Below are 12,527 nucleotides of genomic sequence, written 5' to 3'. Positions count from 1 at the left end.
GTCGATTCCACCGCGCTGCCCGAACAGGCGGTGCGCGACATCCTGGCCTCGGCCTTCCAGAGTGCCGGCCAGCGCTGCTCGGCGCTGCGCGTGCTCTATGTGCAGAAGGACGTCGAGAAGAAGATGCTGGAGATGCTGAAGGGCGCCATGGAGGCGCTCAATGTCGGCGATCCCTGGCGGATTTCGACCGATGTCGGCCCGGTCATCGACGACGAGGCACAGAACTCGATCCGCGAGTACTGCACGAAAATGGGCCTGCAGGGCCGGCTGATCGCCAAGCTAGAGGCACCCAAGGAGGGCCGCTTCGTCGCGCCGCACGTCTTCCGCGTCAAGGGTATCGAGGACATGGAGCGCGAGGTGTTCGGGCCGGTGCTGCATGTCGCCAGTTTCGACGCCGACGAGATCGACTCGGTCATCGCCGCCATCAACCGCAAGGGCTACGGCCTGACCTTCGGGCTGCACACCCGGATCGAGGGCCGCGTCCAGCATTTCGTCGACGGCATCCATGCCGGCAACATCTATGTCAACCGCAACCAGATCGGCGCCGTCGTCGGTTCGCAGCCGTTTGGCGGCGAGGGGCTTTCAGGCACCGGCCCGAAGGCCGGCGGCCCGCACTATCTCAGGCGCTTCCGCAAGGGGCCGGAGGCCGGCACGCATTTGCAGGATGGCCATAAGGTCACGGCGACCGAACTTGCCGACAATCTGCCGGATCCCGCACTTGGCGGCTGGTCGACGCGGCCCGACCGGATCGCCATTCTGAGGAAGCATCTGCGCGGCAAGGGTGCTGCGGCCATTGGTGCGGCCGCCGGCATCGATTTCGGCCAGGTCGACCTGCCTGGGCCGACCGGCGAGGCCAACACGCTGTCGCTGTCGCCACGCGGACGGGTGCTGTGCCTTGGTCCTGACGGCGATACGCTGCTGGCGCAGACGATCCAGGCGCTCGCCGCCGGCAATGCCGTGCTGGCCGTTGCGCCAGGTGCACCGGCAGCCCTTTCCGCGTTGACCGGCAAGGGCCTGCCGCTGGCCGCCATCGACGGCCGGCCGGATCCGGTCGAGGCGCGCGCGCTACGCGTCGACGTCGTCGCTTTTTCAGGCACGTCCGAGGCCGCGCGCATCGTGCGCAAGGTCATCGCCGACCGCTCCGGCCCGATCGTGCCGCTGGTCACGGAGGTCCTCAACCCGGCGGCTTATGCGCATGAACGGGCGGTCTGCGTCGACACCACCGCCGCGGGCGGCAATGCGAGCTTGCTGGCCGGGGCCTGACCCCCGGTCAACTTTTGTTTTTATGCATGTCGTTGTCCCAAAAATCGGGACCACTTTTGGCCGACATGCATTACGCGCCTTCGACGACCGAAAAACCCTCGAACTGGGGGTGGCCGAGATAGTGGACCTTTGTCGTGCCGACATTCCTGTGGGCGGCGCGGAAATTCTCGGACTTGGTCCAGGCGATAAAATCATCGTGGCTGGCCCACACCGTGTGCGACGCGAAAAGCGTGTAGCCTTCGGTCTCGTTGACCGGGCCACGCAGCAGATGGAATTCCCTAAACCCCTTCATCTCAGCAAGGCTGGAATCGCGGTTCTTCCAGACGGCTTCGAAGTCGTTCTCCGAGCCGGTCTGCACCTTGAAGCGGTTCATTGCGGTGTACATGGCGGTTCCTTTCGTGCGGATGTTGATGATTGGCGGCTGCAGCGTTTGTTCTGCGCACATTCAAAATGGGCCGATTTCGGTCTCGAACTCCAGATTTGCGCTTGCTGCCTGTGGTGGAATCGGAGGGAAGGGGGCTGCCTTGCGGACAATGCCAAGCGCTGCCTGATCGAAAGCCGCCGATCCTGAGGTTTCCAGAATGCGCAACTCGTTTATGTTGCCCTTCCTGCCTATGACGAATGTGACAACCGCATTGTTGCGTGCCGCCAGCTGTAGGGAAGGCGGGAGGGTGCGATTGACGCTGCCGAGCTTTCTAAAAACATCGCCGCGGTAGTTGTCTTCCGCGGCCGTGCCTGCCTCTTTTTGCCTTTTGCCCTTGCTGGCTGCTTGCGCCGACCGGTCCTCGCCATCCGCCGTGCCGCGCTTCTCATCCGCCGTCTTTGAAGGGACAGCTGCCGGAGTTGGCCTGGCTCTAGGGATCGGAGGCTGCTCCGGAACGGCGACAGGCGCTTCCGTGCTCTCGGCCTGAACGGTCGGCTGCGCCGGCGTTTCGGCCTTGGGAGCCACGCTCTGGTCATCGGGGCGAGGGGAGCCGGCCGCCAATATGTCGGGCGTCACCGTCTGCTGTTTGACAGGTTCCGGCAAAGGCTTGAGCGGCTTTGCTGCGTCCTTCGCGGGTTGCGAAGGCTCCGTTGGCGGCATTGGCTTGGGCGGCGTTGCTGGCTGTGGCCTGGCCGGCTGCGGGTTCGGCACCAGTGCAACGTTTATTGCCGGCGCTTCCTTATCTAGCGCGCTGCCGGCCACATTGGTGCCCGACTGTTCACTACCTTCCGGCTGCTCGGCGTCCTGGAAACTGGAAATCCCCGTAGGGGAGATCAGAAAGGCCGCCGCCACCGCGACATGGAGCAGGCAGGAGACGACGATCGCCGCCGTCCATTTGCGGCTCCAGGCCGATGGCCGCGGCAGCGCGAGCGGCTCGCTTGGCTCTATGGTCAGCTCGGCGCCGGCCTCGGGGAGGGGATTGATGTCCTGCATGTCTCGCCGCGAGACCTGCAGCGACAAGAGCAGAGTTGTCAAATCAAGATCGTTCGCCGGCAGTCTGCTATCGCCGGCCAGAGGCTGCACTACGGTGTTTCGCGGGAATGCATGATGCAGCCCCACCTCAGACTCCGAAAGCGATCCCGGTCTTGGTGTCCGTCTTCAGCTTTCGCATGCAGGCGTTCGGTTCGACGCCGGTACCGGTGCATTCGGTCGCGCTGTTGATCAGCACGCGGCTGACTTTCGAGCACTCGGCGCCGGCCAGATCGAAACGCGTCACCTTGGTCTTGCCTGCCGGCAATTCCTTGAAGTCGAGCACGGTCAGCCGGTCGACGACGCCGGCCTCGTTGAACAGGGCGATCTCGAACGCCGCCTTGGACAGGTCGGCGCCGAGATTGTTGTTGACCACGAACGTCAGGCGGCAACCCTTGTCGGAAGGTTGCGCACCGTTGAGTTCAAGGGTCAGCGCAGGGACCGGCGCGGACTCTTGTGCCCATGCCGGAACCATCGCAAGCGACATCGCCAGCATCGAGGTCAGCAGACGAAGGGATGTCATCAAGCTCGTCATGGTCATCAGCCTCCAAATCGCATCGTCGCCGCCAGCTTCAGGGTGACGCCGGGCTCGTAAGCCGCGAAAACCGGCTGCGGCGGCTGGCCGGCCGTGGTCAGGTTGAGCGGGTTGGCGTATTTTACATCGAACAGATTGTCGGCGCGGAAATCAATCTTCAAATTGTCCGTCGCCTGGTAGCTGGCAAAAGCATTGACCAGCGTGTAGTCCTCGGCGATCGGATTGCCCTTGGGCTTGCCATTGTATTGCACTTCGCCGCCCACGGTCAGCTTGTCCTCGAGGAAGCGCAAGCCGAGCTGCGCGGTGACCTGGGATGAGGGGATGGTCAGCAGGTCGGCCCGAACGTCCTTGTAGGAAATGGTATGACCATTGGTGATTGAGGCCGAGAGCCCGGCATAGCCCCATCCGGCATCATAGACGCCCTCAAGTTCGAAGCCGTCGATCTTGGCCTTGGCAAAATTCTGGTACTGGAAGCATATCGGGATACCGGGTCCGCTCGGGCAGCCGGCTGTCGGGTCAAACCGCGACAGGGTAACGCCATCGATGTAGTCTTCGACATCGTTGTTGAAATAGGCTGCCTTGATGCGCAGCGCATCGCCGGCTTCGAGGATGTCATCCTGCTTGTAGTTGACGCCGAATTCGACGGTCTTTCCGGTTTCCGGCCGCAGATTGGGATTGGGCAGGAACGGGAAGGTGACACCTGCCGGATGGCGACCGCTGATCAGTGTTTCCGACAGGGAGGGTGACCGGTATCCTTCCGCATAGGTGCCGTAGAATTGCAGGCCGGCAAGGCTGGCGCTGTCGAAAGGCGAGACGCCGACGGTGATGCGCGGCGACAACCGGTCCCCCGACGTTTCGTGGGTGTCATCCTTGAGGCTGTAATTGTCGTAACGCAGCCCGGCGATGACTTCGAGCCACTCCCAGGTGAGCTTGTCCTGGACATAGGCGCCGGAGACGTTCCGCTTGCCGGAAGGCGTATAGAAGCTGTCGCCACCGGCCGTGCCGCCGGTCTCGACTTTATCGCCGGCCCAGTCGCCGCCATAGGTCAGTTCGTGCGCGATTCCCGCAGTCTCGAATCTGGACGTGTTCCAAATGTCGATGCTGGTCGTGCCGATGTCGAATGTCGATGTCGAGCCAGCCGGCAAAACAACTGGAAGGCCGGTGCTCGGGTCAAACCGGTTGAGAGGCACGAGGCTGGTCAGATCGAGATTGGTCTTGTTGTAGGAGGTGTTGATATGGAGATCGAGCCAGCTCTTGTCCTCATCCGTAATGTTGTAGCGGGCGGTGAAGGTGTTCGACTTCAGGTCGACGTCATTGACCGGCACGCCGCCGCTGATCTCGTTCCAGCCGTCGCTTGAGCCGACCCAGCCGAGCTTCAGCTCACTGTTGTCGGTCGGCCGGATGGTGGTCTTGAGCAGGCCGCTAAGCACATCGAAGCCGGTGCCCTTGACGGTGTCGCCACCGCCATCCTTGTAGTCGTCATAGTTGCGGTAGACGATGTTGCCGAGCACGTCCCAGTTCTCGTTGAGGCGGTAGGCACCGGATGCGCTTGTTGTCCAGCCTTTGCCGTTGCTCTCATAGCGTCCCGTGACGGAGCCGGCCCATGTTTCTTCCGGCTTAAGGAAATCCCCGGCGTCCTTGGTGTCGAAGAAGACGACGCCGCCGATGGCGCCTGAGCCATAGGTGTTGGCGACAGGACCACGGATAACATCCACGGATTTAACGAGTTCGGGGTCGATGTAGAAGGTCGACTGCGTGCCGTGGTCGGAACGCTGGAAGTTCTGACGGGCGCCGTCGACGATGACCGCGACGCGACCAAAATCCTGCAAGCCTCGGATGTTGATACTGGTGCTGACGCGTCTGGCGTCGGCCTGCGCCGCGACACCGGGCACGCCAAGCAGCATCTCATTCGGCGTCGTCGCCATGCGGCGGTCGAGCTGTTCCTGGCCGACATGGCTGGTCGATGCCAGCGATTCGATCGCCGTCTCGCCGGTGCGGCTGATGACGAGGATCTTGTCGAGCAGCGTTGCTCCCGCTGGTGCGGCGTTTTCTTCTTCAGCCTTCTTCGTTTGCTCTGTCGGCTGCGCCGCTTGCTGGGCGTTAGCCAATTGCGCCGACAAGGCGATAGCCGCCACGCTTGCCAACAATGCCGCCGCGCCGTTCGCCGCCGACCGGCCACGCCATTCCCAAGTCACCAACCCCATGCCCCAACTCCAAAGTCCAGGTTTCATGCTGGCTGGCCCGGGGCTGGCTGGCATTTTTGATCGTCTCCGGCGTCTTAAATGTTGACTCATTTAATCCGGTATTGCACTGACTAGTAAACATGATTATTCAAGTCAAGAAATGAAACGGATTACGCAACGCCTAGCCAGACGCCCGGCACAGGAAAGGGATCGACAGAGATGAACACCCACAATCCCAACGATTTTCGCTATCGCGTCCGCCGTTCCGACGATGCCTCGGCTCCCACCCGTTTCGACCGGGTTCCGCTGGCGGTGCGAACCCTGTCCAGCAACACTCTGTTCCAGGGCGAGCACGAGATCGGCATCGAGCATCACGGTGCGCTCTACCGGCTGAAGATCACCCGTCAGGGCAAGCTCATTCTCAACAAGTAAGGCTAGAGCGGTTCACCGTTTCTCGGAAACGCCGAACCGCTCTAGCTCTTTGTTTTAACGCAATTCCGGACGGAAAACCGTTTCACACTTTTCCCGGAATTGCTCTAGGCAGCAGGGACGAAACATGGATCAGCGCGTAAAACCCGCCCCGCATGAAATCCGGCGGGCACGGACAGACAATCCGAAGACGCGCGAGCGTGATCTGGCTGCCCAGCTCGGCATTTCGGAAGCCGAACTGGTCGCCGCGCATTGCGGCGACGGCGTCGTGCGCATCGAGCCGCGCGTCAACGATCTTCTGACCGGCCTCGAGGCCGTCGGCGAGGTCATGGCGCTGACCCGCAATGAGAGCGCGGTGCACGAAAAGATCGGCGTCTATGACAAGGTCGTCACCGGCAACCACAATGCCATGGTGCTTGGCGAAAACATCGACCTGCGCATCTTCCCGAAGGTCTGGGCACACGGCTTTGCCGTCGAGAAGCGAGACGGCGACGAAATCCGCCGCAGCCTGCAGTTTTTCGATGCGGCGGGCGAGGCCGTGCACAAGGTGCATTTGCGTCCGGCCTCCAGCCTCTATGCCTATCAGAAGCTGGTTGCCGCGCTCGAATCGTCCAATCAGGAGCCGACCGTCGACATTTCGGGACCACTCCCCGATGACGAGAGCCATGGCGACGAAGCGGCCGCCAATCTCGACGATCTGCGCGATCGCTGGAGCCGGCTGACCGATGTGCACCAGTTCTTCGGCATGCTGAAGACGCTGAAGCTCAGCCGCCGGCAGGCGGTGCGCCTGGTCGGGCAAGACTATGCCTGGCAGCTCGACAATGATGCCGTCCGTGCCATGTTTCATCACGCTGCGGAGGGCGAGATGCCGATCATGTGCTTTGTGGGAAACCGCGGCTGCATCCAGATCCATTCCGGTCCGATCAAGTCGATCAAGCCGATGGGGCCATGGATCAACGTGCTGGACGAAACCTTCCACCTGCATTTGCGGACCGACCACATCCAGGAGGTCTGGGCGGTGCGCAAGCCGACCAAGGACGGTCATGTCACCTCGCTCGAGGTCTATGATTCCGGCGGCAAGATGTTCATCCAGTTCTTCGGCAAGCGCCATGAAGGCGAAAGCGAGCGGGACGACTGGCGCTTCCTGGCGGAAAACCTGCCGCGCATCCCAAGCCCGACCGCAGCCTGAGGAAAATGCGATGCGTTTTTTCCCAAGATTGTCGACCGTGCGCGGATCTATTTTCGGGCCGGTGATCGGTCTCTCCATGGCTGTTATCGCACTGCAATCCGCCAGCGCCATGGAAGGCACGGCCGTGTTTGCCGATCCTTCGAAAATCGTGGCCGTTGGCGGCTCGATCACCGAGATCGTCTATGCGCTCGGCGAGGAAAAGCATCTGGTGGCTCGCGATTCCACCAGCCGGTACCCAAAGGCGGCGCTTGATCTGCCCGATGTCGGTTACATGCGTGCGCTGTCACCGGAAGGCGTGCTCTCGGTCAACCCGACCGGCATCCTGGCGTTGCATGGCAGCGGTCCCAAGGAAGCCGTCGACGTCTTGAAGAAGACGAGCGTCCCGTTCATCGAAGTGCCCGAGCACTATAGCCACGAAGGCATCCTCGAAAAGGTCCGTATCGTCGGCAAGGCGCTCGGCGTCGACGCCAAGGCCGAGGTGCTGGCCAGGGAACTCGATGCCAAGCTCACGGCAGCCGAGAAGCAGACGACGTCGATCAAGGAACGCAAGCGCATCCTGTTCGTGCTGTCGATACAGGGCGGCAAGATCCTGGCGGCCGGCAGCGAGACCGCGGCCGACGGTATGGTCAAGCTGGCTGGCGGCGTCAACGCGGTCGAGGGCTTTTCCGGCTACAAGCAAATGTCCGACGAGGCGATTATAACCGCCAGACCGGACGTGATCCTGATGATGAGCAATGCCGGGCCTCCGGTCTCGGACGACGAACTGTTCGGCAATCCGTCGATCGCCTCGACGCCGGCCGGAAAGGCGCGCAAGCTGATCCGCATCGACGGTGCCTATCTGCTCGGCTTCGGGCCACGCACGGCCGATGCCATCCACGACCTCGCTGTCTCGCTTTATGGCGGGCAGGTCACGGACTGAACGGGCGGATCATGGTCGATCAATCGATCGCCGGCCCGGTGATGGCAAGCGTATCCGAAGGCGACAGGTCGGGCCGCGCCCGCATCGTCATCCTTCTGCTGTGCCTGGGGCTGGCGGCTGCCGTTTTTCTGTCGCTGACATCGGGGGCTTCGGACGCTTCGGCCGTCAACGTCATCGGGGGCTGGCTGTTCGGCACAGTGCCTGATGACGCCGCGGTGAGCGCCCGCGACAGCCTGATCGTCTATGACATCCGCCTGCCGCGCATCATCCTCGGCATGCTGGTCGGCGCGGCGCTCGCGGTCTCCGGCGCGGTCATGCAGGGACTGTTCCGCAATCCGCTGGCCGACCCCGGCCTGATCGGCGTCTCGGCCGGCTCCAGCCTCGGCGCGGTTGCCGTCATCGTGCTCGGCGCCACGATATTGGCTCCGGTGACCGCCTTGCTCGGCACGCTTGCACTGCCGCTGGCGGCCTTCTGTGGCGGGCTCGCCAACACGCTGGTGCTTTACCAGGTCGCGACGCGGCGGGGGCAAACCTCGGTTGCCACAATGCTGCTTGCCGGCATCGCGCTGGCGGCGCTCGCCATGGCGCTGACCGGCATTCTTATCTTCATGGCCGATGATCGCCAGTTGCGCGACCTGACCTTCTGGCAACTCGGATCGCTCGGCGGCGCAACCTGGGCGAAGATTGCGTCGGTAGGGCCGATCATCGTGCTGGCGCTGGCGGCGATGCCGTTCCTGGCACGCGGCCTCAACGCGCTGGCGCTTGGCGAGGCGACCGCCGGTCATCTCGGCATTCCGGTGCAGCGGCTGAAATACACGGCCATCGTCGGCGTCTCTGCCGCGGTCGGCGCATCCGTCGCCGTCAGCGGCGGCATCGGCTTCGTCGGCATCGTGGTACCGCATCTGCTGCGCCTGCTGATCGGTCCGGACAATCGCTATCTGCTGCCGGCGTCGGCGCTGCTCGGTGCCTCGCTGCTGCTTCTGGCCGACGCGGTCGCACGCACCATCGTTGCGCCGGCCGAACTGCCGATAGGCATCGTCACCGCGATAGCGGGCGCGCCGTTTTTCCTTTGGATCCTGCTGCGCAAGCGCGGCGTGGTTGATTTGTGAGGCTTGATGATCGAGGCCAAGGATGTTTCGATTGATATCGCCGGCAAGCCTATCGTCAGCGGTATCGATTTCCACGCGCGGCCCGGCGAGATCGCCGCCATCGTCGGCCCCAATGGTTCGGGCAAGACGACCTTCCTCAAAGCGCTTTCCGGCGAACTCGCCTACACCGGGCGCGTTGCCCTCAACGGCCGAGATCTCTCGACGATGAAGCCGGTCGAGGTGGCCGTCCATCGTGCGGTGCTGCCGCAGGCGACGACGCTGTCGTTCCCGTTCACCGTGCGGGAAGTGGTCAAGCTCGGCCTTGTCGGCGGCCGCTCAGGCGTCTTGCCGGGCGAGGATGCGCGGCTGCCGGAACGGGCGCTGGCGCGTGTCGATCTCGACGGCTTTGCCGGCCGTTTCTACCAGGAGCTTTCGGGCGGCGAGCAACAGCGCGTTCAGCTCGCACGCGTGCTGAGCCAGGTCTGGGCACCGGTGCTCGACGGCAAGCCGCGCTTTCTGTTCCTCGACGAGCCGGTTTCCAGCCTCGACATCAAGCACCAGCTGATCATCATGAACATTGCCCGCGACTTCGCCAGAAGGGGCGGCGGCGTGGTCGCCATCCTGCACGACCTCAATCTGACGGCCATGTATGCCGACCGGATCTTCGTCATGCATCGCGGCAGGCTAGCCGCCACCGGGTCGCCGCGGGATGTGCTGAGCGATGACCTGATCGAAAAAGTGTTCGACTGCCGGCTCAGGGTCGGCGTGCTGCCGGCCGGCAATATGCCGTTCGTGCTGCCTCAGTCAGCGGCCTGATTGCAGATCTAGCCCGCGCCCCTGCTGGGTCAGGCAGCTGGTGCGCGGCGCTCCAGCATGTCGATTCCGAGCAGGTTGCGCACATTTGGACGTGCCGCCACGAGGTCGGCGATCGTATAGCGCTCCAGCACGGCGAAGAACGCGTTCAGCGCCTCGCGCAGCGCCGAGTTCAGCGCGCAGCTATCGACGAGCGGGCATTCGGCGGCATCGTTCTCGAAGCATTCGGCCATAGCGAAGCTCTCTTCTGTTACGCGCACGACATCGAACAGGCTGATGGCTTCGGCCGCCCGGCCAAGCTTGACGCCGCCATTCCTACCGCGCACGGTCTGGACGAGGCCGTGCTCGACCAGGGGCTGCAGGATCTTGAACAGGAAAAGCTCCGACACCGAATAGGCGGCCGCGATCTCGGGGATGCGGCTCAATCGGTCATCATTGGCCGCGCAATACATCAAGATGCGCATGGCATAGTTGGTCTGGCGCGTAAGCCGCATTTTGTCCTCACAAGGCACTGGTGCGGTGCAACCACGCCAGATCTGGAAATTTTGCTGATATGGCTTTGACCCGAATTTCCGGATTCGCCACATTGGCTCGGGCGGAATATGGCCTATACCTTGGAATAATTCCAGACTAGCTTCGTGCGATAGATGAATTTTCTCCTCAACTTTGTGTGCGCGGCCGGGGAAAGTTCCGGACGAAACCCGCTGTCGCGGGTATTTCGGCCATCGGAACACTAAATAGGCTGAGATCGACGAGGAGCGGCTCACCCATGTCACAATCGGCTTCGCCCCTGGCGCCGGTCCGTTTCGATGCCGAGGCGGATGCCAAGCTTTCCGCGTTGCGGCGGACGAAATTCCTCGCGGCGGCCGCACTGGCGCTTTGCGTGCTGGTGTTTGCGCTCGCCAAATCCTTCGAGCGCACCTATCCATGGCTCGGCTTCGTCGCCGCCTTTGCCGAGGCCGCGACCATCGGCGGTCTGGCCGACTGGTACGCGGTGGTGGCGCTGTTCAGGCGGCCGCTGGGACTGCCGATCCCGCACACCGCCATCATCCCGGAGAACCAGAACCGCATCGCCGACAATCTCGGTCGCTTCATCGAGGTTAACTTCCTGGCGCCTGAACCGGTGCGCGAAAAGCTCGCCGAGGTCGATTTCTCGGCACTCGTCGCCGACTGGCTGGCCGATACGGAGCGCGCCGCCGGCCTGTCGCGCTTCGTCGTGCGGCTGGTGCCGCAGACGCTGGCCGCTGTCGAGCAATCCGGCCTGCGCGGCTTCGTCACCAGCCGCATGCTGGAACAGATCGAAAAGGTGCCGTTGGCGCCGCTGGCCGCCGAGCTGTTGTCAGCGCTTACCGACGACCGCCGCCACCAGAAACTGTTCGACGAGTTCACCAAGGTGATCGGCAGGTTCCTCAATGACGAAAAGGCGCTGGCGACGATGCGCGAAAAGATCCGCGAGGAACTGCCGTCGCTGTTCAACCTGTTCCGTGCCGACGCCTATCTCCTGAAGAAGATCGTCGCCTCGGCCGGCTCGCTTCTCGACGAGGTGAGGGCCGATCCCGACCACCCGATGCGCGCCGAATTCGACCGCTTCGCCCAAGGCTTCGTCGAGAAGCTGAGAACATCGAAGCAATACGCCAAACGGGCCGAGAAGCTGAAGCGCGACTTCCTGGCCCGGCCGGAGGTCAAGGGGTTGGCCGGCGAGATGTGGGCAAGCCTCAGCCAGTTCATCGAGCAGGACGCCAAGGCGCCGAATTCGGTTGTCCGCGCGCATCTTGCCAACATGTTCGTCGAGGTCGGTCGCCATCTTGCCGGGGATGCGCAGATCCGGGCCGACATGAACCAAGGGTTCGTGGTGGCTCTGGCGTCGTTCGTGGAGAGCCAGAAGGCCGGCGTGTCGACATTCATCGCCGACCAGGTCAAGCGCTGGGATCTTGCGCAGCTCACGCGGCTGATCGAGATGAACATCGGTCGGGACCTGCAGTATATCCGCTTCAACGGCATGATCATCGGCGGGCTCGCCGGTGTCGTGCTCTATGTGGCCGAGCGGCTGTTCCTCGTGAATTGATGCGCGACCAGACTGGCGCTCACTCCTCCGTGTCCGAATGGACTCACGGCATGCGAGTGCTATTCTCCCGCCGAGGGTGCCCGCATCATGCGGCAAAGGGGAGCAAACGAGCATGGCGAAACAACCGGAATCCGATTCCTTCATGGACATGTTCGGCAGGTTCGGCCGCGACCTGAAGGTGCCCAATGTCGATGTCGAGGCGATCCTCGCCCATCACCGCAAGAACCTCGAAGCGCTAGAGAAATCGGCACGAGCCAGTGCCGCCGGCGCGACCTCGCTGTTGTCCAGGCAGCGCGAGAGGCTGGAGGACACGCTGCGCGAGGTCACGGACATGGCGCAAAGCTACAGGGCGCCGGGCAATCCGCAGGAACTGATGACCAAACAGACGGAGTTTGCCAGAAAGTCTTTCGAAGTCGCATTGAAGAATGCGGGCGAAGTGGCTGAACTGGTCAAGAAATCCGGCGCCGAATCGGTCGACATCCTGCGCACGCGCATCAAGGAGGCGATGGAGGAAATCCGCGCCGGCTACGAGAAGAAGTAGCGGAAATGGCCGAGGCTGGCTCGTTGCTGCCAGCGGCCCCTGAAGCCTG

13 protein-coding genes are annotated in these 12,527 nt (G+C 63.0%); 8 read left to right on the top strand and 5 right to left on the bottom strand.

The window, feature by feature from the left end; translation table 11 throughout:
- Positions 1-1,263 (top strand): aldehyde dehydrogenase family protein (locus EOC06_RS42325; RefSeq protein WP_245469513.1); only part of this gene is annotated, 1,263 nt, incomplete at its 5' end.
- 70 nt (positions 1,264-1,333) lie between these two features.
- Here EOC06_RS42325 and EOC06_RS12180 read toward each other — a convergent pair.
- The 4 genes from EOC06_RS12180 to EOC06_RS12165 form a co-directional block, all read right to left on the bottom strand.
- Complete coding sequence (locus EOC06_RS12180) at positions 1,334-1,648, bottom strand: antibiotic biosynthesis monooxygenase (protein WP_128307870.1); 315 nt, start codon at positions 1,646-1,648, stop codon at positions 1,334-1,336.
- A 60-nt stretch (positions 1,649-1,708) separates the two neighbouring features.
- Positions 1,709-2,722, bottom strand: a complete 1,014-nt coding sequence (locus EOC06_RS12175; RefSeq protein ID WP_306462347.1) for a TonB family protein — start codon at positions 2,720-2,722, stop codon at positions 1,709-1,711.
- A gap of 85 nt (positions 2,723-2,807) precedes the next feature.
- Entirely contained in the window at positions 2,808-3,251 is a 444-nt protein-coding gene (locus EOC06_RS12170) for a hypothetical protein (RefSeq protein ID WP_128307871.1), read from the bottom strand.
- A 5-nt stretch (positions 3,252-3,256) separates the two neighbouring features.
- Entirely contained in the window at positions 3,257-5,455 is a 2,199-nt protein-coding gene (locus EOC06_RS12165; RefSeq protein ID WP_128307869.1) for a TonB-dependent hemoglobin/transferrin/lactoferrin family receptor, read from the bottom strand.
- A 198-nt stretch (positions 5,456-5,653) separates the two neighbouring features.
- Between EOC06_RS12165 and hemP the strand changes: the two genes are divergently transcribed.
- The 5 genes from hemP (at position 5,654) to EOC06_RS12140 (ending at position 9,875) form a co-directional block, all read left to right on the top strand.
- Positions 5,654-5,866: a hemin uptake protein HemP gene (gene hemP, locus EOC06_RS12160; RefSeq protein ID WP_127271521.1), complete on the top strand. Its 213-nt coding sequence runs from the start codon at positions 5,654-5,656 to the stop codon at positions 5,864-5,866.
- Positions 5,867-5,990: 124 nt separating this feature from the next.
- A complete protein-coding gene (locus EOC06_RS12155) occupies positions 5,991-7,052 on the top strand; it encodes a hemin-degrading factor (RefSeq protein WP_127329601.1) in 1,062 nt (353 codons plus the stop codon).
- 10 nt (positions 7,053-7,062) lie between these two features.
- Entirely contained in the window at positions 7,063-7,971 is a 909-nt protein-coding gene (locus EOC06_RS12150; RefSeq protein ID WP_128307868.1) for a hemin ABC transporter substrate-binding protein, read from the top strand.
- Between the two features lie 11 nt (positions 7,972-7,982).
- The gene (locus tag EOC06_RS12145; protein ID WP_128307867.1) at positions 7,983-9,080 is read left to right on the top strand and encodes an iron ABC transporter permease; all 1,098 of its coding nucleotides are present in this window, start codon (positions 7,983-7,985) and stop codon (positions 9,078-9,080) included.
- A 6-nt stretch (positions 9,081-9,086) separates the two neighbouring features.
- A complete protein-coding gene (locus tag EOC06_RS12140) occupies positions 9,087-9,875 on the top strand; it encodes a heme ABC transporter ATP-binding protein (RefSeq protein WP_128307866.1) in 789 nt (262 codons plus the stop codon).
- 29 nt (positions 9,876-9,904) lie between these two features.
- On the opposite strand, the gene rirA is transcribed toward EOC06_RS12140, so the two are convergent.
- Positions 9,905-10,366: an iron-responsive transcriptional regulator RirA gene (gene rirA, locus EOC06_RS12135; protein WP_127267528.1), complete on the bottom strand. Its 462-nt coding sequence runs from the start codon at positions 10,364-10,366 to the stop codon at positions 9,905-9,907.
- A gap of 275 nt (positions 10,367-10,641) precedes the next feature.
- Here rirA and EOC06_RS12130 point away from each other — a divergent pair, with 275 nt between their 5' ends.
- Positions 10,642-11,937: a DUF445 domain-containing protein gene (locus tag EOC06_RS12130; protein WP_128307865.1), complete on the top strand. Its 1,296-nt coding sequence runs from the start codon at positions 10,642-10,644 to the stop codon at positions 11,935-11,937.
- Between the two features lie 112 nt (positions 11,938-12,049).
- Positions 12,050-12,478 carry a phasin family protein gene (locus tag EOC06_RS12125; protein ID WP_128307864.1) on the top strand — a complete coding sequence of 143 codons (429 nt, stop codon included), beginning with the start codon at positions 12,050-12,052 and terminating at the stop codon, positions 12,476-12,478.
- Positions 12,479-12,527: the final 49 nt, after the last annotated feature.

Source organism: Mesorhizobium sp. M7A.F.Ca.MR.362.00.0.0, from assembly GCF_004023175.1.
In the GTDB taxonomy this organism is placed as follows: domain Bacteria; phylum Pseudomonadota; class Alphaproteobacteria; order Rhizobiales; family Rhizobiaceae; genus Mesorhizobium.
Note: the sequence above shows the minus strand (reverse complement) of the source record. Positions and strands in the feature narration are given on the sequence as shown.

Excerpts from the sequence above, each read along its gene's own strand:
- EOC06_RS12125 (WP_128307864.1), top strand. The coding sequence starts at position 12,050 with ATGGCGAAACAACCGGAATCCGATTCCTTCATGGACATGTTCGGCAGG.
- EOC06_RS12170 (WP_128307871.1), bottom strand. The coding sequence starts at position 3,251 with ATGACGAGCTTGATGACATCCCTTCGTCTGCTGACCTCGATGCTGGCG.
- EOC06_RS12165 (WP_128307869.1), bottom strand. The coding sequence starts at position 5,455 with ATGGGGTTGGTGACTTGGGAATGGCGTGGCCGGTCGGCGGCGAACGGC.
- EOC06_RS12130 (WP_128307865.1), top strand. The coding sequence starts at position 10,642 with ATGTCACAATCGGCTTCGCCCCTGGCGCCGGTCCGTTTCGATGCCGAG.
- rirA (WP_127267528.1), bottom strand. The coding sequence starts at position 10,366 with ATGCGGCTTACGCGCCAGACCAACTATGCCATGCGCATCTTGATGTAT.
- hemP (WP_127271521.1), top strand. The coding sequence starts at position 5,654 with ATGAACACCCACAATCCCAACGATTTTCGCTATCGCGTCCGCCGTTCC.
- EOC06_RS12180 (WP_128307870.1), bottom strand. The coding sequence starts at position 1,648 with ATGTACACCGCAATGAACCGCTTCAAGGTGCAGACCGGCTCGGAGAAC.
- EOC06_RS12140 (WP_128307866.1), top strand. The coding sequence starts at position 9,087 with ATGATCGAGGCCAAGGATGTTTCGATTGATATCGCCGGCAAGCCTATC.
- EOC06_RS12145 (WP_128307867.1), top strand. The coding sequence starts at position 7,983 with ATGGTCGATCAATCGATCGCCGGCCCGGTGATGGCAAGCGTATCCGAA.
- EOC06_RS12150 (WP_128307868.1), top strand. The coding sequence starts at position 7,063 with ATGCGTTTTTTCCCAAGATTGTCGACCGTGCGCGGATCTATTTTCGGG.
- EOC06_RS12155 (WP_127329601.1), top strand. The coding sequence starts at position 5,991 with ATGGATCAGCGCGTAAAACCCGCCCCGCATGAAATCCGGCGGGCACGG.